The organism is Ectopseudomonas toyotomiensis, from assembly GCF_017167985.1.
Classification (GTDB): domain Bacteria; phylum Pseudomonadota; class Gammaproteobacteria; order Pseudomonadales; family Pseudomonadaceae; genus Aquipseudomonas; species Aquipseudomonas toyotomiensis.
Genome location: NZ_CP070505.1, coordinates 2914947 through 2935504, shown reverse-complemented (window position 1 = coordinate 2935504; position 20558 = coordinate 2914947). Strand labels below are relative to the sequence as shown.

Genomic DNA, 20558 nt, shown 5'->3' with positions numbered 1-20558 from the left:
AGGATCGTCGATGAACGCCCTGCGCCCCGTCTCGCCCACCTACGTCGAAGAAACCCGTTTCGGCTTCTGGTTCCTGCAGAGCCATGTGTGGCAACACCATGTGCTGCGGGTTGCGATCAACGACCTGGTGCGCCTGACCGGCAGCCCGCTGCCGCAAGCGCCCGTGCTGCTCGATGCCGGCTGCGGTCAGGGCCGCTCCTTCGGCCTGCTCAACGCCGCCTTCGCACCGGTGCGGATGATCGGTCTCGACGCCGATCCGCACAGCCTCGAGTGCTCGCGCCGCGAGTCCGAGCGCCTGGGTCTGGACGTGGAACTGATCGCCAGTGACTGCGCCTCCATCGACCTGCCCGATGCCAGCGTCGATCTGCTGTTCTGCCATCAGACTCTGCATCATCTGGTGGAACAGGAAAGAGCCCTGGCCGAGTTCTGGCGCGTGCTCAAACCCGGTGGCCGACTGCTGCTGGCCGAGTCGACCAAGTACTACATCGACACCTGGGTGATCCGCTGGCTGTTCCGCCACCCGATGCACGTCCAGCGCAGCGCGGAACAGTACCTGGACATGCTGCGCGATCAGGGCTTCCAGTTCGACGATGCCAGCGTTTCCTACCCCTACCTGTGGTGGAGCCGGGCCAAGGACTTCGGCCTGCTGGAGCGCTGGGGGCTGATGCGGCCCAAGCCGGTCGGCCAACGCGACGAAACGCTGCTCAACGTAGTGGCGCGCAAGCCGTGATGCCACGCATACTCCTGCTCGTCGCCAGCCTGCTGCTGGGCGCCTGCGCTGCACGCACCCCCGTGCCGCCAGTGGCCCCGGCATTGGTCGCAGCGCTGCCGCTCACCCTGCAGATCCAGCGTGAACAGGCGGACGTGCGTCAGGACTGGCTACTGGTGATCCAGCAGGAAGGCCCCGCCCTGCGCTGGTCGCTGCTGGATCCGCTCGGCATCCCCCTGGCCCGCCAGTTGCTGGATGCGGGGCAGTGGCGCAACGACGGCCTGCTACCACCGAATACCGAGGCGCGTGAGCTTTTCGCTGCACTGCTGTTCGCCCTGACCCGCGCCGACGCGCTGCAGGCTTACCCGGCTGGCAGTTGGCAGCAGGTGAACGATGAACGGCGCCGACTAGCGCCGGACTGGACCATCGATTACCAAGGCCCTGTGGATTTCACCCTTGGCAAAACCGGCCTGAACTACCGGATACGCGCACTGAACCTGGAAGAAAGCGACTGATGCCCCGCTCCCCAACCCCCGGCTACCTCAATGCACTCGGCCTGCTCTGCGCCATCGGCGAAGGCAAGCAAGCCGTGGCCGACGCGCTGTTCGCCGGTGACGCCTCGGGCATGCGCGCCGAAGACGGCTGGGTGCAAGACCGCAGCCTGACGGTAGGCGCCGTGCATGTCGATTTGCCCGCCATGCCTGCAGGTTTCGAGGCCTCCCACAGCCGCAACAACCAGTTGCTGCTGGCCGCTGCGCAACAGATCGAGCCCGAGCTGCGCGCAGCCATCACCCGCTTCGGCGCGCAGCGCGTCGGCCTGGTGCTGGGCACCAGCACCTCGGGCATCCGCGAAGCGGGCGAGCATATCGCACGCCACGTCAACGAAGGCGCGCTGCCCGCCGAATACAACTACGCCCAACAGGAGATGGCTGCACCGGCCAACTTCCTTGCCGACTGGCTGGGCCTGACTGGCCCGGTGTACTGCCAGTCCACGGCCTGCACCTCCGGCGCCCGGGCCCTGCTCAGCGCTCATCGCCTGCTCAGCCTGGGCCTGTGCGATGCAGTGATCTGCGGTGGCGTCGACAGCCTGTGCCGCCTCACCCTGAATGGCTTCTCGTCGCTGGAAGCCGTCTCCGCCGACCCCTGCAATCCGTTCTCGGTAAACCGCCACGGCATCAACATCGGCGAGGCCGCGGCCTTGTTCCTGATGACCCGTGAGCATGGTCCAATCGCCTTCTTCGGTGGCGGCGCCACCTCCGACGCCCACCATATCTCCGCACCCCACCCGGAAGGCCTCGGCGCCCGTGCCGCCATGGAAAAGGCACTGGCCAACGCCGGCATAGCCGCCAGCGACATCGATTATCTCAACCTGCACGGTACCGCCACCCGGCATAACGACGTGATGGAAAGCAAGGCCGTGCACGCACTGTTCACCGATGGGGTGCCCTGTTCCTCGAGCAAACCCATGACCGGCCACACGCTGGGCGCCGCCGGCGCGCTGGAAGCGGCCTTCTGCTGGCTGACCCTGAGCCAATACAACCGCGACGGCCTGCTGCCACCGCACCTCTGGGATGGCCAGCACGACCCCGAACTGGCGCCCCTCCAACTCGTCCGGCCTGGCGACCGCCTGGCACGTGACCAGGGCCGCTACCTGATGAGCAACTCCTTCGCCTTCGGCGGCAACAACGTCGCACTGATCCTGGGAGATGCCCCATGAGCCTGTGGCCCGTCGCCGAACTGGTGCCCCACGCGGGCAACATGGTGCTGCTCGATGAAGTATTGAGCTGCGATAGCGAAGCGATCGAGGTACGCCTCGTCGTACGCCCGGACGGCCTGCTCAGCGATGCCGACGGCAACCTGCCAGCCTGGACCGGCATCGAGCTGATGGCGCAGGCCATCGCCGCTTTCGCCGGTGTCCAGGCCAAGCGCGCCGGCTTGCCGGTGGAGCTGGGTTTCCTGCTTGGCACACGCAAGTACGCCTGTAACGTCGAGTGTTTCCCGGCCGGCAGCGAATTGCGCATACGCGCCCTGTGCTCACTGCAGGACGATAACGGCATGGGCGTGTTCGAATGCCACCTGCAAGGCCCCGGCATCCAGGCCGAAGCCCGCCTCAATGTGTTCCGCCCGCCGCAGCCGGCGGTCTATCTACAAGAGCAGCAAGAACAATCCCATGACTGAAAGCACTTCCGCCACCGTTCTGGTCACCGGCTCCAGCCGCGGCATCGGCCGCGCCATCGCCCTGCGCCTGGCGCGCTCGGGCCATGACATCGTCCTGCACTGCCGTTCGCGCCGCGATGAGGCCGAAACCGTGCAGGCGCAGATCGCCGAGCTGGGTCGCCAGGCGCGCATCCTGCAGTTCGACGTATCCGATCGCGCCGCTTGCCGCGAGGCGCTGGAGGCCGATGTCGAGCAACACGGCGCCTACTACGGCGTGGTGTGCAACGCCGGCCTGACCCGCGACGGCGCCTTCCCGGCGCTGTCCGAGGAGGACTGGGATCAGGTGCTGCGCACCAACCTGGACGGTTTCTACAATGTGCTGCACCCGCTGACCATGCCGATGATTCGTCGCCGCGCACCAGGTCGTATCGTCTGCATCACCTCGGTGTCGGGTCTGGTCGGCAACCGTGGCCAGGTCAACTACAGCGCGTCCAAGGCCGGCGTGATCGGCGCCGCCAAGGCCCTGGCAATCGAACTGGCCAAGCGCAGGATCACCGTCAACTGCGTGGCGCCCGGCCTGATCGACACCGAGATCCTCGACGAACTGGTACCGGTGGACGAGATTCTCAAGATGATCCCGGCCGCCCGCATGGGCACCCCCGAAGAGGTAGCCGGTGCGGTGAACTTTCTGATGTCCGACGAGGCGGCGTACATTACGCGCCAGGTTCTCGCGGTGAATGGTGGTTTGTGTTGATGAAACGTGTAGTCGTCACCGGCATGGCCGGTATCACCTCGCTGGGCAGCGACTGGCCAACCATCTCGGCCGCGTTCAAGGCCGGCAAGAGTGGTATCCGGCGCATGGATGAATGGGACCGCTTCACCGAGCTGAACACCCGCCTGGGTGGGCCGGTGGACGATTTCGTCCAGCCCAAGCACTGGAACCGTAAGCAGACGCGCAGCATGGGCCGAGTGTCCAAGCTGGCCGTGTATGCCGCCGAACGCGCCCTGGAGCACGCCGGCCTGCTCGGCGACCCATGCATCGCCGACGGGCGCATGGGTGTAGCCTGCGGCTCGTCCACCGGCAGCACCGAGGAGGTCAAGGCCTTCGGCAACATGCTGCTGAACTCGGTGGCGGACGGCCTCAACGCCAACTCCTACATCCGCATGATGCCGCACACCACGGCGGCCAACATCAGCATCTTCTTCGGCCTCAAGGGCCGCCTGATCCCCACGTCCAGCGCCTGCACCAGTGGTAGCCAGGGCATCGGTTACGCCTACGAGGCGATCAAGTTCGGTCGCCTGAAGATGATGCTCGCTGGTGGTGCCGAGGAGCTGTGCCCGACCGAAGCCATGGTCTTCGATGCGCTGTATGCCACCAGCCTGAAGAACGACGCCCCGCACACCAGCCCGCGCCCTTACGACAGCGGCCGTGACGGCCTGGTGATCGGCGAAGGCGCCGGCGTCCTGGTGCTCGAAGAGCTGGAGCACGCGCTCGCCCGTGGCGCCACCATCCATGCCGAGATCGTCGGTTTCGGCTGCAACTCCGACGGTCAGCACGCCACCAAGCCGGTGCAGGAAACCATGCGCGGCGCCATGCAGCTGGCACTCGATGACGCCGGCCTGGAACCCTCGGCAATCGGTTACGTCAACGGCCATGGCACCGCTACCGAACAGGGCGACGTCGCCGAGACCCTGGCCACCAGCAGCCTGTTCGGCGCGCAGATGCCGATCAGCTCGCAGAAGAGCTACCTTGGTCATACCCTGGGCGCCTGCGGGGCGCTGGAGTCCTGGTTCAGCATCGAGATGATGAACTCGGACAGCTACGTCTACACGCTGAACCTGGACGAAATCGATCCGGCCTGCGGTGAGCTGGACTATCTGCGCGGCGAGTTCCGCCAGATGAGCCATGAATACGTGATGAACAACAACTTCGCCTTTGGTGGCGTGAACACCTCGCTGATCTTCAAGCGCTGGCAATGACCTTCAACTGACAAGGAACATGGATGATGTCTCGTTTCACTCGATTTGCTCTGATCGTTGCGTTGCTGCTGGGCGTCGCAGCCTGTACGTCGAAGCCGGTGATGAACATTGAGAACCGCACACCCACTTCGGCGGCCAGGAATGAGGATGATATGCGCAGGGCTATTCTCGCCGCGCTGCAAAGCCGCCAGTGGACGGTCGAGCGTGCCGACCGGGGCAACATCATGGCGTTGATTCAGCGACGCAGTCACCAGGCCGAGATCACCATTCCCTACAGCGCGTCGAGCTATTCGATCCGCTACCGCGACAGCCAGAACCTTGGCTACAAGGACGGCAAGATCCATCGCAACTACAACAAGTGGATTCATAATCTGGATCGCAGCATCCAGCAGGAACTGAACAGGGCGTCCTTCTAGCAGGTGCCTGGTTGGTAACGGCCTGTTCATCAGTGCTACAGGCCCAAGCGCAGCAGACGTTGAACGAGCTTTTACATACAGTGATATTCAAGGAGATAACCATGCAAGCAAAAATCTGGACCACTGCCGCACTTCTCTCCGTCGCCCTGCTGCCCGGCCTCAGCCAGGCGCGCGACACCGCTCACTTCCTCGACTTCCAGTCTGTGGTCAACGAAGCCACCCAGGCTGGTCGTCTCGACGGTTCGGTGAAGTTCTACCTGAACAAGACCCCGGCTGGTGCTCAGATCATCAACGCCAACGTCACCACCAGCCAGAAGACCAACGCCTTCAACAAGAGCGATGAGGAAGCCTGCAGCTGGGTTCTGCAATCGGCCCTGATCAAGTTGCAGAACGCCGCCAAGGCCGCCGGAGCCAACGCAGTGGTCGACCTGGCCAGCAACTACAAGAACAAGGAATACCGCGACGACAGCAAATACGAATGCCATGCCGGCGCCATCATGGCCGGTGTCGCGCTGAAGGCCAAATACGCCAAGGTGAAGTGACACCAGCGGCACTCACGCAAAGGCCACCGTTGAGGTGGCCTTTTCACGCAAGGAAGCCCTCTCCCATGTCGAAACTACGCATAGCCCTGCCCTTGCTCGCAACGGTAACCCTACTAGGCGGTTGCACTGCTACCCGGGTCACACCGCTAAAGGCGGCGGCCGACCAGATGTGTATCGAAGAGAACCCAAAAGTTCAGGTCAGCGACTTCGTGCCCGTACTGCAGGAAGGTTTCGCACGGCATGGAATCCAGACACAGATCTACTCGAAGATTCCCAGAGCAGACTGCCCTTACGTGGTGACTTACACCGCCCGCCGCTCCTGGGACATGGCGCCGTACCTGTCCACTGCCGAAATCACCATCCTCGGCCCGCGGCGCCAGACACTGGCCAAAGCCAACTATCACCTGCGCGGCAAGGGCGGCCTGTCGCTGATGAAATGGCAAGGCACCAAAAGCAAGATAGACCCGGTCATCGACGAGCTGCTGGCCAGCGCACAGTTGAGCAGCGCAGCCCCACCTCCCACACAGACCCACTCGACAGCCGAGCCACGCAAGAGCCTGGATGAACGCGTGCGTGATCTGCACCAGCAAAAGCTCGACTATGAGAATTATCAACGTGCCTACCGGCAGCTTCTGCTGGAGCACCAGAGCGGGCAATAGAGCCGCTGAGGTCTCAGAGCACGAGTGGCACGAACATCCAGCTTCGCCCCATGTAGTCGCGGTAGGCCTCGCCGAAATAGGCCAGGCACTCGCGCTCCTCACAACGCGCGGCGCACCACAGCAGCACGCTGGAGAGCACTGCCAGCAACACGATCAGCGCATCGATACGCTTGAAAGCGATGCCCCAGGCCAGCAGCAGCAACGAGCAGTACATAGGGTGCCGGATGTAACGGAAGATGCCGCCCGTGACCAGTTGCGACGTGCGTTCGAAGGCAAATAGCTCATCATCCTGGCGCTGCTCACCGGCCTGACCAAAACGGCGCATCTGATAAACGCCGGCGAACAGCACCAGCAGAGAAAGACTCAGCAGTACCCAGGATATGCGCTGATGCAACTCGCCCCGGTCGCCGAACCAGGACGACGCATTGAGCACCAGCATCAACGCCATCGCCTCCCACGCAAGAAAACGATAGAACCCGTGACTGCGTGGATTACCCAGGGTGCGCCAGGAAATACCCACCAGCACTACGCTGAGCACCACAAAAGTCACCAACTGCCAGATCGTCACTGCATCCTCCCTCTATCCCTGCCTCTGTTACACTGCGTCGCCCGTATGCACCGACCGCCCGCCATGGATCGCACCCAACTGCACACACTGCTGCCACACCAGGGCGACGCGCTCTGGCTGGATGCATTGGTCGATCACGATAGCCTCAATATCCGCGGTCTCAGCGCCTGGCATCACCTCGACAAGCTTGGCGAAAATGCCTCCCCTTGCCTGCTGTTCGAGGCCGCAGCCCAGCTTTGCGCCGCACATGGTGCCCTATACGGCGAAGCGGATGCCATTGAAATGGCCCTGGTCGGCAAACTTTCCCAGCTCAATCTGCACCCGGTCACACGCAGTGCAGAGCCGCTGCTGGTCAGCGCCCAGCAGGAGGCGTTGAGCCCGGCCGGCGCGCTCTACGCATTCGCCATCCAGGCCGGTAGCCAACCGCTGCTGGACGGCAAACTGTTGCTGGTGCTCGTTCGTGCTTGAGCTACGTGGCGTCAGTTTTCGCTACCCAGGCGCAGAAACTTTCGCCCTGCACGGCATCGACCTGCAATTGCAGGAAGGCCAGTGCCTGGGCCTGCTTGGCAGCAACGGCGCCGGCAAGACCACGCTACTGGCCTTGCTCAGCGATACGCTGGCTCTGCAACAGGGCGAAATCCGCTGGAATGGGCCGCGCAGCCTGGGCCTGGTGCCACAGCAACTGGCGTTCTACGCCGAACTGACGGTTGCCGAGAATCTCGCGCTGTTCGCTGATCTGTACTGCCTGCAGGGTACCCAGCGCCGCCAGCGCCTGGAACTGTGCATCGCCAGCTGCGCCCTCGAAGACAAGCTGCCGCGCCGCGCCGCACGCCTGTCCGGTGGCGAGCAACGTCGTCTGAATTTCGCCATCGGCCTTTTGCAGCCCGCGCGCCTGTATCTGTTCGATGAAGCCACAGTCGGCGTCGATGCCGGCAGCCGGCAACTGCTGCTCGATGCCGTAGAACGACTCGCTGCGGAAGGCCATGGGGTGATCTACACCAGCCACTATCTGGACGAGGTCGAGCGCGTGGCTGGGCGGATCCTGCTTCTGCATGAAGGCAAGGTGCGCCTCGATGTCGACAAGCAGCAACTGCTCGACGGCGGCCACGGCCTGTTGCTGGAATGGCCGGAGCAGGCTCCCGCCGGTTTTCAGCAACTGCTCGACCAGCTGCAACTGAGCGCCGAGACGCTGCCGGATGGTCTGCGCATCGGCAATCTGGACAGCCAGCAATTGCTGGTGATCACCCAGTTCCTCGCCGCGCAGCCGAACCCACCGAGCCTGCTGCGCTTTGGCCGGCCCTCTTTGGAGCAGCTCTACCTGAGTCTCAACGGAGGCCGCCTGTGACCCCGTTGCTGGCGCTGGTACGCAAGGAATGCCTGCTGCTGCTGCGCGACCCGCATGCGCTGGCGGTGCTGTTCATCATGCCAATCCTGTTTCTCGTGCTGATGGCCGCCGCGCTGTCCAACTACCTGAGCGACCAGCCGCCGCCCCTCAACCTTGTGCTCGAGGCTCCGCAGCACAGCGAGGCCAGTGCGTTCTTCCAGCAGGCCTTGCAGGAGCAACTGCCAGGCAGCCGGGTGCTCGTCAGCAGCGACGAAGCGCTGCCGCACATCATCCTTGCCGATGACTTTAGCGAGACGCTGCTGGACACACCGCACACAGGCCCCGCACTGACCTATCCCGCACGCGTCGACCGTCAGACCCGTCAGCGCCTGCGGGCCGCCGTCAACATCGCCCTGGCCCAGACCCGCCTGCTCGCCTACCTGGAAGACAGCGATGCACTGCCGCAGGACATGGACGCAGAGCAGCGCCTGCAACTCATCCGCCAGCGTACCCAAAGCCAGCTCAGCGAGCTGCAGGTGCTGGCCAGCGGCGAGCTCAGCGGCAAGGCCAACGCCAGCCAGTTGAGCGTGCCGGCCTGGCTGATCTTCGGCATGTTCTTCGTCGCCCTGCCGATGGCCGGCGGCTTCCAGCGCGAACAGCAAAGCGGCGCGCTGCTGCGTTTCCGCGCACTGGGCCTGAGCCCTGCCACCCTGGTGCTGAGCAAACTGCTGCCCTACCTGGTGATCAACCTGTTGCAGTTCACCTTGCTGCTGGCCATCGGCGTATACGTGCTACCGCTGCTCGGGCTGAGCGGCCTGAGCCTTCCCGGCGCGCCACTGGCCTATGCGCTGCTGGCCCTGAGCCTGAGCCTGGCCGCCTGCAGCCTGGGGCTTTTCCTGGCTTCGCTGGCGCGCAGTGGCGAACAGGCGTTGCTGCTGGGTGGTGGCCTCAATATCATCCTCGCCGCAATCGGCGGCATCATGGTGCCCAAGAGCGTGATGCCCGAGGCCATGAGCCAACTGGCAGAAATCTCGCCGATGAGCTGGGCGCTGGACGCCTTCCTGACCCTGCTGGTGGGCCAGGGAACGCTCGCCGACATCGCCCCTGACTGTGCCCGTCTTATGCTGTTCGCCATCCTCCTGGGCGGCGTCGGGCTTTACCTGTTCCGCAAACGAGTGCAGCAAACGCAATGGACCACACACTACTAGAACAAGAACTCAAGCAATTGCTGATCCGTGAGTGCGACAAGGAAGACGACATCGACTGGCAGAGCATCGCCGATGACGAGCCGCTGTTCGGTCAACAGAGCCGTATCGCCATGGATAGTCTCGATGCTCTACAGGTCTCCCTGGCCCTGCAGCAGCACTATGGCGTTCGCATCGAGGGCGCCAAGGATGGACGGCGTATTCTCAACAGCATCGCCAGCATCGCGGCCTTTATCAGGCAACAAAAGTGACGCCCATCTATCTCCAGCGCGGCGCCCTGCACAGCGCCCTTGGCACCGACCTGCACGCTGCCAGCGCAGCCCTGCAAGCCGGCCAACTGCCTGTGCCGAGCTCGTTTCTGCTGCATGAGCTGCAGCAGCCGCGCCCCTATCTGGCCGTCGTCAACAGCAACGGTGAAAGCCGCCAGCAGCGCTGCGACCGACTGCTCGGCGAAACACTGGGCGGACAGACGGGCAAGCTGGATGACTGCCTATTGATCATCGCCAGCACCAGCCTGGATATCGACGACCTCGAACAACTGATCGCTGCAGAAGGCGGTTTTCGCCCGGAGCATTCGACCCCGCTCGACCTGCTGGCCAAAAACCTGCGCCAACGCTGGGGCTTCGCCGATGCCTTCACCCTCAATACCGCCTGCACCAGCGCCGCCAACGGCCTGCTGTACGGCGCACGGATGCTCGCCGCCGGACTGTACGAACGTGTGCTGGTACTGGCCTTCGAAACGCCCAGCGCCATCGCCCAGCAAGGCTTCGGCGCCCTCGACCTGACCAGCCCGAGCGGCGCCTACCGGCCCTTCCACCCGGAGCGCGACGGCCTGATTCTCGGCGAAGCCTATGCTGCGACTCTGCTGGCGCGGGTGCCCGGCGAGGCGCCACTGGCGAAGCTGCTCGGCGGCTTCAGCGCCTGCGATACCAGCAACCTGACCACCACCCGCGAAGACGGTAGCCATATCGACTGGGTGATGCGCGAGGCCCTGCGCAGCGCCGGTGTCGATGCCGAACAGATCGGCCTGGTGAAGCTGCACGGCACGGCCACAGGTGCCAATGACCGCGCAGAGAGTAATGGCGTGCGCCTGCTGTTCGGCGACACGCTGCCGCCGCTGTGCGTACTCAAACCCTGGCTCGGCCATACCCTGGGCGCCTGCGGTCTCAGCGAAACCCTGCTGCTGGTGGAAAACCTCGCCAGCCTGCCAGGCGTGGACTACGCCGCCGAAGCCCTGCTGCCGCTCAGTGCCAAGCCAACCAGCATCGCAGCGGACAGCCTGCTGCTGGCCAACTTCTTCGGCTTCGGTGGTAACAATGCCAGCCTGATACTGCAGCGCTGCACGGGAGCCCAAGCATGAAGCCGGTCATCGCCGCCTGCAGCGTGCGCGGAGAAGCGAGCTGCTCCGACAAAGATCTCAAGGTCGCGCTGGGCCAGTGGCTGGCCGCGCCGCCACGGCGCATAGACCGCATGATCCTGCAAGCACTGCTGTGCAGCGCGCCACTCAAGGCGCATGTGCGTAGCGATTGCGGCCTCTATCTAGCCTCGCGCCACCCGGCCCGCGCCACCATGGGCGCACTGCTCGATGCGGTCTGCGTGCATCAGCGCCAGCCCAAGCCCTTCGAATTCGTCAACAGCGTCAGCAACGCGGCAGGCTTCCATGTCGCCTCGCAGTTGGGGCTGGAAGGGCCGAACCTGTTTATCGGCGCCGGGGCCAGTGTGTGGAAACAGCTACAGATGCTGGCCGCCCTTGATCTGGCCGATGGCGCGATCAGCCAGGCGTTGCTGGTGGTGATCGACGAAAACGGGGATTTTCAGGCACAGGCTGTGCTGGTCGAAGCTGCCACGAAAGCACTGGATTTTGCCGAGCTGACGGCAGGCATCGAAGTCCTGCAACTGCAGTTCTAGCCTGACTTATCGATGGCATTGGTGGGCTGAAGCCCACCCTACGGTTACTGCAGTTGCAGGGTGGAAGACGCTTTACCCGTCTACCGTTTCACAGCGCCATACCGAAAACGGGCCTAGCTGTAGGGTAGGCCGGGCGGCGTTCCGCATCAGCCCACCACAACCAGCCTCTCAGCACGCAAAGAGCACCCACCTCACCCCTTGCGCTTGGCCCAGGCACCCAGTTCCTTCATCAATACCCGCTCCTGCCCGGCGATGCCACGGAGCATCTCGGCAATCGGCCTGAAGTCCGGCGCCTCGCCCTTGCTCCGGCTGGCACGCACGCAGGCCGAGGCGAACTGGCGCCAGTCGTCGCCCACCGCCGTGAGCCGCACCGAAGCCTCCCGCAGGCTGGCATCGCCGATCTTCTCACCGGCCTCCTGCAGGAAGCTGGCGTACATGAAGCGAAAGCCCGCACCGCCGGTGCCGATCTCTTCCTGCATGCGCACGATATGGGTGAGGTACAGACGATTGTACTTGGCCTGCGCCGGGTCGAGCGACTCGACGCATTTGGCCAGGTGCTGGATACCACGAATGCCGATCCATGGCAGCGGCATACCGTCGAGGATGCGCGAGGTGGACAGCACGCTCTGGCGGATCAGGCGCTCCCAATCCTGATCCGGCGATACATCGTCGAGGTAGTACATCAGGCCCTTGGCCGCCAGCGCGCCCTTGGCGAAGCGCGCCTTCTGCAGATCGGCGCTGGCGCAACGCACCGGCGCCTCGAACACCGGATCGCTGAGCAGGTACTCGTCACCCTCGCGCCCATAGGCGAGCAGGTTGTGCGCATTGAAATGAAAGCGCATCTCCGGCGGAAAGTACGGCAGCCAGAATACCGAGCTCTGCAGACCGGCGAGGCGCCCACTATCCAACGCCGCATCCAGCGCCATGCGGCCCTGCTCGGGGTTGGAAAAGGTCCGGCTGGTCAGGCGCACGCCGAGGCGTTTGCTCAGGGTCTTGATCAGGTGACGCGGCGGCATGCGGTAGGCAATCAACGGCATACCACCAAGCTTGACGATCGGCAGGTAAGCGAAGGCCAGACCCGACGCCAGGCCGAAAGCCATCGGCTCGCTCATCGGCAGACCGGCGTGGGTTAGCAGGCTGGCCATGACGCCACTTTCGCAGTGGGCGCTCTGGCGGTGTTCGAACGCAGTCATGGCAACTCTCTCTGGTAACGACGCAACTCGTCGACGGTCAGGCCAAAGGCCTCGGCGTAGCGCGCCAGCAGCGAAGTGCTCAAGCGGCGGTATATTTGCGGGCGAAAGTGGCGGCGCACCCGCCATTGCCACAGGCCGGTGATCTGCGCCAGCGCGGGCTCGTCCATGCGGTAGCGGTACATCAGGCATTTCAGCGGTGACAGTTCGCCGCGCTGCCAGCCCTCTCTGGCTTCGGCCTCCTGGGCTTCGAGCTCGGCGACGGCGAGCAGCGTGGAATAGGCCTCAGGTTCCCAGCCATCGCTCTGGGTGCCCTGGTAATGACCGCTGGCATCCACGGCGTAAACCAGCTTGCTGTGGCCGCCATAGGTTGAGCTGTGATCCTGGGGAACCTCGTCAAGCTTCATCGCCGACCACCGTCAGGTGCATGAAAGCACTGGAGAAACGCCCACTCTCGGGCACATAGCAGAGCAGCCGCTGGCCGCTCAGCAAGCGCCCACCGTTGAACAGTTCTTCGAGGATGATGAAGATCGACGCCGCACCGGTATTGCCCTTGCTGGTCAGGTTGGTGAACCAGCGCTCCATCGGGATCGGCAAGTCGACATTGGCCAGACCCACGGCCAGCGGCTCGCGGAAGAACTCCGAGGAGTAGTGCGGCAAGAACCAGTCGATGTCTGCCACGCGCAGCTCGCGCCGCGCCATGATGCGGCGCAGCGCCTCTTCCACGGTGTACTTGACGATGTTCTCGTTGAGCAGTTTGACGTTCTGCTTGATCGCCATCACTGACTGCTTGGCACGCTCGTCGGCGTCGTAACGGCTCCAACCGCGCAGGGTGTCGTCCTGCATGTCGGCACCGGCATACATGCAGGGCGGCATCTGATCGGCGAAGGAGTAGATATCCAGCCAGTCGATGCGCAGGCTCAGGCCGTTCTGATTCGGACGATCCTGCAGGAGCACGGCACCTGCGCCATCGGACAGCATCCAGCGCAGGAAGTCCTTCTCGAAGGCGATCTCCGGGTGCTTTTCCAACTCGTCGACGCGGCTTTCGTATTCGGCGTTGAAGTTGCGCGCCTGCATCAGCGTCGAGGCGACCTCCGAACCGCAGGCCACGGCAGTGCGGCTCTCGCCACTGGCCACGCTCATCCAGGCGTATTTCAACGCGGTCATCCCGCACAGGCAGATACCGGCGGTGGTCGCCACCTCACAGGAGGGATTGCCCAGTTCGCCATGCACCATCACGGCATGACCCGGCATCACCTGATCCGGCGATGATGTGCTGGCCACCAGGCAGTCGAGCTGGTTCAGTTCGAAGCCGTCACCTTGTAAGCCGCGAATGGCTTCGGCGCTGAGCTGTGCGTTGCTCATGCTTGGTTCGCCCGTATTCGGGTCGATCACGTAGTGGCGCTGCTGGATGCCATTGCGGCGCAGCACCAGCTTGCGCGCGCGCGATGGCTTACCACCGACCATACCGAGGCGCGCCTCCATCTGCTCGTTGTCCACGGGCTCGTGCGGCAGGCAGGCGCTGATGCGGCTGATGAATACTGGGGTTACCACGGTCTTACCTCGGGTCACTTCACTCGCCGGATGGGCCGGCAAAGTAGGCCTTCTCTCGCTGGATACGCGCCTTGAACAGCGGCGCCAGCAATTTTTTCAAAACAGCCGTGATCGGTACCACGGTCAGGATCAGGCAAATCAGAAATACGATATACAGCACCAGTCCGGCGCCACGGCGACGACTCTGCTGCGGGCCGAGCGCCGACAGCAGCCGGCTCCACAAGGTAAAGCTGCGATTACCGACTTTTTCGCTGGCGATCAGTTTTTCATCCACTTTCACCGCGCCCAAGCCGGCGAGCATCGGTGTTTCAATGGGCAGCTCGTCAGCGAGTAGCCGGCGTGCCATAGCGTCGCCGAAGCGGCTGGCCGCCGCCAATTCCCGTTCGTCGATCCCGGCACGTGGCACCCAGCTATAGGGCTTCTGCCGGCCGGTGAACATCCACAGCGGCGTGGCCAGGAAGCTGGCAGCCGTACCGCAGGCATCGGTCAACACGATGTTGTCCACTAGGCGCGCGCCCAGCGCCTTCAGGCGCGCCTTGACCTTCTCCTGCGCCATTAGCCACATGTTGCGGCAACCGATCAACGTGACCACCGGCGTATCCTTAAGCAGGCGAGCCGCCTCAGGCGAGGCGAGAAAGCTGGCGCACGGCAGCGAGGGCGAGAGGAACCAGACCTGATAGGCCAGGATCACCAGGTCATAGCGCTTGTCGGCGTCCACCGTCAGCGGCAGCAACGGCTGCGGCTTCATCAGCACGGTTTCCGGGAAGATGCGAAAGAAACCGAGAAAGGGCCAGGGAAAGGGGAAAGGTTGGGCCGGCTGCAGCGCCAGGAAATCCACCTGGATGTCGTCACACTCGCGCAGCGGCGCGCAAACCGATTGCACCAAGCGGTCTAATTGGCCAGTCTGAGAAAAGTGGACGACTAAAACATGACGCATTCGCGGCGCATTCCCTGCAAAATGGCCGAATTATGCCACAGAGCCTTCTTCAAACCGTAACCTGCCTGCGCCAACTCTGCCTATTGGTTCCGCTACTCGTTTGCCAGACGATCCAGGCAGGCGAGCTGCTGGTCGAAGTGGAAGGCAAGCAGGATCAGGCAAACCTCTATCTGGCGCTGGTGTCAGCAGACCAACAGGACTGGCAACCCAGCCTGCGCGAACTGCAGGGAACGGAAACGCCGCTGCTTATTACCGACCTGCCGCCCGGTCGCTACGCCGTGCAGGTATTCCAGGATAGCAACGGCAATGGTCAACTGGACCTCAGCCCCCGCGGTATCCCGTTGGAGCCAGTGGGTTTCTCCGGCAATCCGTCGCTCTTCGGCGGCAAACCAAAACCCGGCGACAGCCTATTCGAGCACAGCGAAACGGACAGCGTGATCAGTGTGCAACTGATTCCACCGCGCAAGAAAAAGGAACACCTGGCCCCCACGGCGCCGCGCGCCGGGGATCGCTAGCGGCCAGGCGCACAGGCCTGGCCACCCGGCATCGACTTACTGGTGATACTGCGCCGACAACTCATGTACGGCCTCGAAGAAGGCGCCTGCATGAGCCGGGTCGACCTCCGGGGTGATGCCGTGACCAAGGTTGAAGACATGGCCACTGCCAGCGCCGTAGGCGGCCAGGATGCGCGCCACCTCGGCACGAATCGCCTCCGGCTTGGCATACAGTACCGCCGGGTCCATGTTGCCCTGCAGGGCAACCTTGGCACCGACGCGCGCACGAGCGCTGCCGATGTCGCAGGTCCAGTCCAGGCCTAGTGCTTCTGCGCCGGTGTCCGCCAGGGATTCCAGCCACAGGCCACCGCCCTTGGTGAACAGGATCACCGGCACACGACGGCCGTCATGCTCGCGGATCAGACCATCGACGATCTTCTTCATATAGGCCAGGGAGAATTCCTGATAGGCCGCCGCCGACAGCGCACCGCCCCAGGAGTCGAAGATCTGCACCGCCTGCGCCCCGGCCAGGATTTGCCCGTTGAGATAAGCAGTGACCGACTGCGCCAGCTTGTCGAGCAGCGCGTGCAAGGCCTGGGGATTGTCGTAGAGCATGGCCTTGGTCTTGCGGAAGTCCTTCGACGAGCCGCCTTCGACCATGTAGGTGGCGAGCGTCCAGGGGCTGCCGGAGAAGCCGATCAGCGGCACGCGGCCATTGAGTTCGCGACGGATGGTACGCACGGCGTCCATCACGTAACCCAGATCTTTCTCGGCATCCGTCACCGGCAGTGCCTCGATGTCAGCGAGGCTGCTGATCACCTTCTTGAAACGCGGGCCTTCGCCGGTCTCGAAGTACAGGCCCTGGCCCATGGCATCGGGGATGGTGAGGATGTCGGAGAACAGGATCGCCGCATCCAGTTGCGGGTAGCGATCCAGCGGCTGGATGGTGACCTCACAGGCCAGTTCCGGGTTCTTCATCAGGCTCACGAAGTCGCCGGCCTTGGCCCGGGTCGCGCGGTATTCCGGCAGATAGCGACCGGCCTGGCGCATCATCCAGATCGGCGTGACATCCACGGGTTGCTTGAGCAGGGCACGAAGGAAACGGTCGTTCTTCAGGGCGGTCATGGCAGAGTCCTAGAAAAAAGTGCGGGCATTTTCGCAGAGCGCAAAACAAAAGGCACGGCGGGTGCCGTGCCTTTTGTCCATCGCGACGATATGCCGCGACGATTTACCAGCTGCGGTAGGGCAGGAACTTGCCGTTGAGCACGATCTGCACGCGGTCGCCCTTGGGATCGGCGACGCGCGAAATGTCCATGCTGAAGTCGATGGCGCTCATGATGCCGTCGCCGAATTCCTCGTGGATCAGTTCCTTGATGGTCTCGCCGTAGACGTTGATCATCTCGTAGAAGCGATAGATCAACGGGTCGGTGGGGATGGCTTTGTCCCAGTGCTTGTGCGGGAAGGCCTGTAGAGCGGTGGAGACCTCCGCCGGCAATTCGAGCATCTCGCACAGGGCGTCGGCCTGCGCCTTGGGCATGCTGTTCATGCCCAGGCAGGCCGACGTCGTCCACACCGGCGACATGCCGATGCCCTGGCCAAGCGCGGCCCAGTCCAGGCCCAGCCGCGCCTTCGCGTCGATGATGGTGGTGCGCATCTGTTGCTTATCCATGGTGAAACTCCTTCACAGGGGTCAGAGGTACGACCCTGGCAGCCGCTGCCGGCTCGTCCAGGGCAGGGTTGATTTCGGGCGGAAAGCCTTGCTCGTCGGCCACGGTGCGGCCGCGTAGCTCGTGCGAGCGGTTCACCAGGAAGTCCACGAGGTGGTTGCGGATGCGGTAGTACGCCGGGTGGTGAATCACCTGGTCACGCTGGCGCGGCCGAGGCAGATCGATGCGCACCGACTCGGCGATGCGCGCCTGCGGGCCGTTGGTCATCAGCAGGATGCGGTCCGAAAGCAGGATCGCTTCGTCGACGTCATGAGTGATCATGAACACCGTCTGCTTGGTGGCGCTCCAGATCTTGATCAGCTCGTCCTGGATCACCCCGCGGGTCAGGGCGTCCAGCGCACCGAAGGGCTCATCGAGCAGCAGCAACTGCGGCTGGGTGGCGAAGGCGCGGGCGATGCTCACGCGCTGGCGCATGCCGCCGGACAGCTGCGCCGGCTTGCGCGCCTCGGAGCCGCCCAGGCCGACCATTTCCAGGTACTTGCGGCTGTGCGCACGGCGCTGTTCCTTCGACCACTGCGGGAAACGCGCGCGTACACCGAACTCGACGTTCTCCAGCGCGCTGAGCCAGGGCAGCAGGCTGTAATTCTGGAACACCACGCCGCGCTCGAGGCTGGGCCCGGCGACCTCCTTGCCGGCCACCTCCAGCGTGCCCTCGCTGAAACTGTCGAGCCCGGCCAGGGCGTTGAGGATGGTCGATTTGCCACAGCCGGAGTGACCGATGATGCAGACGAACTCGCCCTGGTCGAGACCGAAGCTGACGTCTTCGAAGACCGTCAGCGGCTCGCTGCCGGGTTGCGGGAAGCGTTTGGCCAGGCGGCGGGCATCGAGAAAATAGCGGGACATGACATCACTCCTGGTAGCTGACGAGACGGGCGACGCTGCCCAGCAGAAGGTCGAGCAGCATGCCGACCACGCCGATCATCAGAATCGAGAAGATCACGCTGGCCAAGTTGAGGTTGTTCCACTCATTCCACACGTAGTAGCCAATGCCGGTGCCACCGACGAGCATCTCGGCGGCGACGATAACCAGCCAGGCGATGCCCACCGAGATACGCATGCCGGTAAGGATGGTCGGCATCGCCGCAGGCAGGATCACGCTGAACGCCGTACGCAGCGGGCTCAGCTCATGAGTACGGGCGACGTTGATCCAGTCGCGACGCACGCCAGCCACCCCGAAGGCGGTGTTGAGCAGCATCGGCCATACCGAGCAGATGAAGATCACGAAGATCGCCGAGGTCTGCGAGTCCTTGATCACGAACAGCGCCAACGGCATCCAGGCCAGCGGCGAGATCGGCCGCAGAATCTGGATGAAGGGGTTGAGCGCGCGGTACATCAGCGGCGACATGCCGATGACGAAACCGATAGGGATCGCCACCAGCGCCGCCAGCAGGTAGCCGGTCAGCACCCGGTACAGCGAGTGCGCGAGCTGGATACCGATGCCCTTGTCGTTGGGTCCGTTGTCATAGAACGGCTGGCTCAGTTCGGCGTAGGCATGCGCCAGCACCACCGAGGGCGGCGGCACGCGGGCCTCCTGCTCGGCCTCGCCCATGAGCAGGGCGTATTCGTCATCAGCACTGACTGCGGCGCTTGCGGGCGCGCGGCAGAGCACCTCCCAGACCACCAGCAGCAGAACCAGCAGCACAACGGAAAGAATCGCCGCGCGCAGGGAAATGGACGCTTTCATCACGACCTCCGCATGGCGAAGCTGGCCAGGTAACCGTCCGGATCGGCCGGGTCGAAGGGTTTGCCCATCACGCTGAAGGATTTGTAGGCGTCGGCCGGTACCGGCAGGCCAAGTTCTTTCATGACCTTGCCGGCGTCAGCCGCGAGGAACACCCGCTCGGCAATGGAGCGATAGTCGACATCCCCCTGCAGATAGCCCCAACGCTTCATCTGGGTGAGGATCCACACGGCCATCGACTGCCACGGGAACGGATCGAAGTCGATGCGCTGCGGCTCGTCATGGATGTTGCCCAGACCGTCGGCATAGCGCCCGCTGAGCACCTGCTGCACCACCGGCACCGGCTGGTTGAGGTAGTTGCGGGTCGAGATCGCCTCGGCCACCGCCTTGCGATTCTCGGCCTTGGAGGAATACTGCGTGGCATCGATCAGCGCATGCAGCAGCGCGCCATAGGTATTGGGGTTCTCGCTGGCGAAGCGCTGGCTGCAGGCGAAGGCGCAGCACGGATGGCCCGGCCACAACTCCTTGGTCAGCAGGTGGATGAAGCCGACCTTCTCCCACACCGCGCGCTGGTTGAACGGGTCCGGCGAGAGGAAACCATCGAGGTTGCCGGCACGCAGGTTGGCAACCATCTCCGGTGGTGGAACCACGCGAATCTGGATGTCGCGATCCGGGTCCAGGCCATGCTCGGCGACGTAATAACGCAACAGGAAGTTGTGCATCGAGTATTCGAACGGCACACCGAAGCGCATGCCCTTCCACAGTTTCGGATCGCGCTTGTCCTGGTGCTGCATGCCAAGCACGATGGCCTGGCCGTTGACGTTTTCCAGCGCCGGCATGACGAAGGGCGTCTGCGTCGAGCCCAGCCCCAGGCTGATGGCAAGCGGCATCGGCGAAAGCATGTGCGAGGCGTCGTATTCACCAGCCAGCGACTTGTCGCGCGCCACCGCCCAGCCAGCGGTCTTCACCGTTTCCACTTCCAGCCCGTACTTGGCGTAGAAGCCCATCGGCTCGGCCATGATGATCGGCGTGGCGCAGGTGATGGGCACGAAGCCGATCTTCAGCTTGGACTTCTCCAGCGGACCAAGGCTGTCCTTGACCGCCGCCTTGACCGCATCCAGCGGGATCAAGCTGCCCAGAATCGCCGCCGCGACACCGCCCCCGATCATCCCCATGAAACTGCGCCGGGAGAAATCATTGTGACCGAACACGCCGCGCACGATGGCGTTCTCCACGGCACGATCTAGCATGGCCTCGCGGTCATCGGGCAGCGCAGCGGCACTCGGCGTGCAACGTTGGCAGGCACACCCGGCGGCATGGGAAAGCTCGCTGTCGGGGCTGAATGGATCGTCCAGGCTGTTGACGCTCATCGTGATCACTCCTGCGATGGCCTGCCCCAGATTGGTGAGGCGGGCGCTGACTGGGCTGGGCCATTACTGGCCGGTTCATGTCAGCTATTGCAGGAGCTGTACCAGCTCAAAACTCTACATAAGCGATTGAAAAATAT

Annotated in this window: 26 protein-coding genes; 16 read left to right on the top strand and 10 right to left on the bottom strand. The window is 63.8% G+C overall.

Features of this window, described 5'->3' with window-relative positions; genetic code table 11:
• Nucleotides 1-10 precede the first annotated feature (10 nt).
• The 9 genes from JWV26_RS13535 (at nucleotide 11) to JWV26_RS13495 (ending at nucleotide 6463) form a co-directional block, all read left to right on the top strand.
• The gene (locus tag JWV26_RS13535; RefSeq protein ID WP_074913740.1) at nucleotides 11-730 is read left to right on the top strand and encodes a class I SAM-dependent methyltransferase; all 720 of its coding nucleotides are present in this window, start codon (nucleotides 11-13) and stop codon (nucleotides 728-730) included.
• Nucleotides 730-1224 (top strand): hypothetical protein, encoded by a 495-nt coding sequence (locus JWV26_RS13530; protein WP_074913739.1) that lies wholly within the window; start codon nucleotides 730-732, stop codon nucleotides 1222-1224. The genes JWV26_RS13535 and JWV26_RS13530 overlap by 1 nt, the downstream gene beginning before the upstream one ends.
• Entirely contained in the window at nucleotides 1224-2426 is a 1203-nt protein-coding gene (locus JWV26_RS13525) for a beta-ketoacyl-[acyl-carrier-protein] synthase family protein (RefSeq protein WP_206417064.1), read from the top strand. Before JWV26_RS13530 ends, JWV26_RS13525 begins: the two co-directional genes overlap by 1 nt.
• Nucleotides 2423-2887 carry a hotdog family protein gene (locus JWV26_RS13520; protein ID WP_093048322.1) on the top strand — a complete coding sequence of 155 codons (465 nt, stop codon included), beginning with the start codon at nucleotides 2423-2425 and terminating at the stop codon, nucleotides 2885-2887. The genes JWV26_RS13525 and JWV26_RS13520 overlap by 4 nt, the downstream gene beginning before the upstream one ends.
• Nucleotides 2880-3620 carry a 3-oxoacyl-ACP reductase FabG gene (gene fabG / locus JWV26_RS13515; protein ID WP_206417063.1) on the top strand — a complete coding sequence of 247 codons (741 nt, stop codon included), beginning with the start codon at nucleotides 2880-2882 and terminating at the stop codon, nucleotides 3618-3620. Before JWV26_RS13520 ends, fabG begins: the two co-directional genes overlap by 8 nt.
• A complete protein-coding gene (locus tag JWV26_RS13510) occupies nucleotides 3620-4846 on the top strand; it encodes a beta-ketoacyl-ACP synthase (protein WP_206417062.1) in 1227 nt (408 codons plus the stop codon). Before fabG ends, JWV26_RS13510 begins: the two co-directional genes overlap by 1 nt.
• A gap of 23 nt (nucleotides 4847-4869) precedes the next feature.
• Nucleotides 4870-5262: a hypothetical protein gene (locus JWV26_RS13505; RefSeq protein ID WP_026088731.1), complete on the top strand. Its 393-nt coding sequence runs from the start codon at nucleotides 4870-4872 to the stop codon at nucleotides 5260-5262.
• Between the two features lie 101 nt (nucleotides 5263-5363).
• Nucleotides 5364-5804: an excinuclease gene (locus JWV26_RS13500; protein WP_074676402.1), complete on the top strand. Its 441-nt coding sequence runs from the start codon at nucleotides 5364-5366 to the stop codon at nucleotides 5802-5804.
• A 65-nt stretch (nucleotides 5805-5869) separates the two neighbouring features.
• Nucleotides 5870-6463 carry an Sbal_3080 family lipoprotein gene (locus tag JWV26_RS13495; RefSeq protein ID WP_206417061.1) on the top strand — a complete coding sequence of 198 codons (594 nt, stop codon included), beginning with the start codon at nucleotides 5870-5872 and terminating at the stop codon, nucleotides 6461-6463.
• 13 nt (nucleotides 6464-6476) lie between these two features.
• On the opposite strand, the gene JWV26_RS13490 is transcribed toward JWV26_RS13495, so the two are convergent.
• Entirely contained in the window at nucleotides 6477-7031 is a 555-nt protein-coding gene (locus JWV26_RS13490) for a methyltransferase family protein (protein ID WP_206417060.1), read from the bottom strand.
• Nucleotides 7032-7094: 63 nt separating this feature from the next.
• Between JWV26_RS13490 and JWV26_RS13485 the strand changes: the two genes are divergently transcribed.
• The 6 genes from JWV26_RS13485 to JWV26_RS13460 are packed head-to-tail and all read left to right on the top strand — an operon-like array spanning nucleotide 7095 to nucleotide 11468.
• Complete coding sequence (locus JWV26_RS13485; protein WP_074913733.1) at nucleotides 7095-7499, top strand: beta-hydroxyacyl-ACP dehydratase; 405 nt, start codon at nucleotides 7095-7097, stop codon at nucleotides 7497-7499.
• A complete protein-coding gene (locus JWV26_RS13480) occupies nucleotides 7492-8376 on the top strand; it encodes an ABC transporter ATP-binding protein (RefSeq protein ID WP_206417059.1) in 885 nt (294 codons plus the stop codon). Before JWV26_RS13485 ends, JWV26_RS13480 begins: the two co-directional genes overlap by 8 nt.
• Complete coding sequence (locus tag JWV26_RS13475; protein WP_206417058.1) at nucleotides 8373-9563, top strand: ABC transporter permease; 1191 nt, start codon at nucleotides 8373-8375, stop codon at nucleotides 9561-9563. Before JWV26_RS13480 ends, JWV26_RS13475 begins: the two co-directional genes overlap by 4 nt.
• A complete protein-coding gene (locus tag JWV26_RS13470; RefSeq protein ID WP_079784784.1) occupies nucleotides 9545-9811 on the top strand; it encodes an acyl carrier protein in 267 nt (88 codons plus the stop codon). The genes JWV26_RS13475 and JWV26_RS13470 overlap by 19 nt, the downstream gene beginning before the upstream one ends.
• Nucleotides 9808-10920, top strand: coding sequence for a beta-ketoacyl synthase N-terminal-like domain-containing protein (locus JWV26_RS13465; protein WP_206417057.1), 1113 nt, complete (start codon nucleotides 9808-9810; stop codon nucleotides 10918-10920). Before JWV26_RS13470 ends, JWV26_RS13465 begins: the two co-directional genes overlap by 4 nt.
• Nucleotides 10917-11468 carry a hypothetical protein gene (locus JWV26_RS13460; protein WP_206417056.1) on the top strand — a complete coding sequence of 184 codons (552 nt, stop codon included), beginning with the start codon at nucleotides 10917-10919 and terminating at the stop codon, nucleotides 11466-11468. The genes JWV26_RS13465 and JWV26_RS13460 overlap by 4 nt, the downstream gene beginning before the upstream one ends.
• A gap of 191 nt (nucleotides 11469-11659) precedes the next feature.
• On the opposite strand, the gene darH is transcribed toward JWV26_RS13460, so the two are convergent.
• From darH to JWV26_RS13440, 4 genes are read right to left on the bottom strand one after another with little or no spacing between them, the layout of a single operon-like run.
• Nucleotides 11660-12661, bottom strand: coding sequence for a BtrH-related acyltransferase DarH (gene darH, locus JWV26_RS13455; protein WP_093048307.1), 1002 nt, complete (start codon nucleotides 12659-12661; stop codon nucleotides 11660-11662).
• Nucleotides 12658-13065 carry a DarG family dialkylresorcinol biosynthesis protein gene (locus JWV26_RS13450; RefSeq protein WP_074676412.1) on the bottom strand — a complete coding sequence of 136 codons (408 nt, stop codon included), beginning with the start codon at nucleotides 13063-13065 and terminating at the stop codon, nucleotides 12658-12660. Before JWV26_RS13450 ends, darH begins: the two co-directional genes overlap by 4 nt.
• Nucleotides 13055-14212 carry a beta-ketoacyl-ACP synthase III gene (locus tag JWV26_RS13445; protein WP_093049862.1) on the bottom strand — a complete coding sequence of 386 codons (1158 nt, stop codon included), beginning with the start codon at nucleotides 14210-14212 and terminating at the stop codon, nucleotides 13055-13057. Before JWV26_RS13445 ends, JWV26_RS13450 begins: the two co-directional genes overlap by 11 nt.
• A gap of 19 nt (nucleotides 14213-14231) precedes the next feature.
• On the bottom strand, nucleotides 14232-15095 hold the full coding sequence (locus JWV26_RS13440) for a dialkylrecorsinol condensing enzyme (protein ID WP_239690013.1): 864 nt from the start codon (nucleotides 15093-15095) through the stop codon (nucleotides 14232-14234).
• An 86-nt stretch (nucleotides 15096-15181) separates the two neighbouring features.
• Between JWV26_RS13440 and JWV26_RS13435 the strand changes: the two genes are divergently transcribed.
• Nucleotides 15182-15664, top strand: coding sequence for a DUF2141 domain-containing protein (locus JWV26_RS13435; protein WP_239690012.1), 483 nt, complete (start codon nucleotides 15182-15184; stop codon nucleotides 15662-15664).
• A gap of 36 nt (nucleotides 15665-15700) precedes the next feature.
• Here JWV26_RS13435 and hemE read toward each other — a convergent pair whose 3' ends face one another.
• From hemE to JWV26_RS13410, 5 genes are all read right to left on the bottom strand, one after another.
• Nucleotides 15701-16768, bottom strand: coding sequence for a uroporphyrinogen decarboxylase (hemE, locus tag JWV26_RS13430; protein WP_072423349.1), 1068 nt, complete (start codon nucleotides 16766-16768; stop codon nucleotides 15701-15703).
• 103 nt (nucleotides 16769-16871) lie between these two features.
• Complete coding sequence (cynS, locus tag JWV26_RS13425) at nucleotides 16872-17312, bottom strand: cyanase (RefSeq protein WP_072423350.1); 441 nt, start codon at nucleotides 17310-17312, stop codon at nucleotides 16872-16874.
• Complete coding sequence (locus tag JWV26_RS13420) at nucleotides 17305-18213, bottom strand: ABC transporter ATP-binding protein (RefSeq protein ID WP_206417055.1); 909 nt, start codon at nucleotides 18211-18213, stop codon at nucleotides 17305-17307. The genes cynS and JWV26_RS13420 overlap by 8 nt, the downstream gene beginning before the upstream one ends.
• Nucleotides 18214-18217: 4 nt before the next feature.
• A complete protein-coding gene (gene ntrB, locus JWV26_RS13415; RefSeq protein WP_196457591.1) occupies nucleotides 18218-19054 on the bottom strand; it encodes a nitrate ABC transporter permease in 837 nt (278 codons plus the stop codon).
• On the bottom strand, nucleotides 19054-20421 hold the full coding sequence (locus JWV26_RS13410; protein WP_072423353.1) for a CmpA/NrtA family ABC transporter substrate-binding protein: 1368 nt from the start codon (nucleotides 20419-20421) through the stop codon (nucleotides 19054-19056). Before JWV26_RS13410 ends, ntrB begins: the two co-directional genes overlap by 1 nt.
• Nucleotides 20422-20558 lie beyond the last annotated feature (137 nt).

What these genes read in the sequence shown, in the direction of transcription:
- JWV26_RS13535 (WP_074913740.1), top strand. Translation starts at nt 11, where the DNA reads ATGAACGCCCTGCGCCCCGTCTCGCCCACCTACGTCGAAGAAACCCGT.
- JWV26_RS13530 (WP_074913739.1), top strand. Translation starts at nt 730, where the DNA reads ATGCCACGCATACTCCTGCTCGTCGCCAGCCTGCTGCTGGGCGCCTGC.
- JWV26_RS13525 (WP_206417064.1), top strand. Translation starts at nt 1,224, where the DNA reads ATGCCCCGCTCCCCAACCCCCGGCTACCTCAATGCACTCGGCCTGCTC.
- JWV26_RS13520 (WP_093048322.1), top strand. Translation starts at nt 2,423, where the DNA reads ATGAGCCTGTGGCCCGTCGCCGAACTGGTGCCCCACGCGGGCAACATG.
- fabG (WP_206417063.1), top strand. Translation starts at nt 2,880, where the DNA reads ATGACTGAAAGCACTTCCGCCACCGTTCTGGTCACCGGCTCCAGCCGC.
- JWV26_RS13510 (WP_206417062.1), top strand. Translation starts at nt 3,620, where the DNA reads ATGAAACGTGTAGTCGTCACCGGCATGGCCGGTATCACCTCGCTGGGC.
- JWV26_RS13505 (WP_026088731.1), top strand. Translation starts at nt 4,870, where the DNA reads ATGATGTCTCGTTTCACTCGATTTGCTCTGATCGTTGCGTTGCTGCTG.
- JWV26_RS13500 (WP_074676402.1), top strand. Translation starts at nt 5,364, where the DNA reads ATGCAAGCAAAAATCTGGACCACTGCCGCACTTCTCTCCGTCGCCCTG.
- JWV26_RS13495 (WP_206417061.1), top strand. Translation starts at nt 5,870, where the DNA reads ATGTCGAAACTACGCATAGCCCTGCCCTTGCTCGCAACGGTAACCCTA.
- JWV26_RS13485 (WP_074913733.1), top strand. Translation starts at nt 7,095, where the DNA reads ATGGATCGCACCCAACTGCACACACTGCTGCCACACCAGGGCGACGCG.
- JWV26_RS13470 (WP_079784784.1), top strand. Translation starts at nt 9,545, where the DNA reads ATGGACCACACACTACTAGAACAAGAACTCAAGCAATTGCTGATCCGT.
- JWV26_RS13460 (WP_206417056.1), top strand. Translation starts at nt 10,917, where the DNA reads ATGAAGCCGGTCATCGCCGCCTGCAGCGTGCGCGGAGAAGCGAGCTGC.
- darH (WP_093048307.1), bottom strand. Translation starts at nt 12,661, where the DNA reads ATGACTGCGTTCGAACACCGCCAGAGCGCCCACTGCGAAAGTGGCGTC.
- JWV26_RS13450 (WP_074676412.1), bottom strand. Translation starts at nt 13,065, where the DNA reads ATGAAGCTTGACGAGGTTCCCCAGGATCACAGCTCAACCTATGGCGGC.
- JWV26_RS13435 (WP_239690012.1), top strand. Translation starts at nt 15,182, where the DNA reads ATGCCACAGAGCCTTCTTCAAACCGTAACCTGCCTGCGCCAACTCTGC.
- hemE (WP_072423349.1), bottom strand. Translation starts at nt 16,768, where the DNA reads ATGACCGCCCTGAAGAACGACCGTTTCCTTCGTGCCCTGCTCAAGCAA.
- cynS (WP_072423350.1), bottom strand. Translation starts at nt 17,312, where the DNA reads ATGGATAAGCAACAGATGCGCACCACCATCATCGACGCGAAGGCGCGG.
- JWV26_RS13420 (WP_206417055.1), bottom strand. Translation starts at nt 18,213, where the DNA reads ATGTCCCGCTATTTTCTCGATGCCCGCCGCCTGGCCAAACGCTTCCCG.
- ntrB (WP_196457591.1), bottom strand. Translation starts at nt 19,054, where the DNA reads ATGAAAGCGTCCATTTCCCTGCGCGCGGCGATTCTTTCCGTTGTGCTG.
- JWV26_RS13410 (WP_072423353.1), bottom strand. Translation starts at nt 20,421, where the DNA reads ATGAGCGTCAACAGCCTGGACGATCCATTCAGCCCCGACAGCGAGCTT.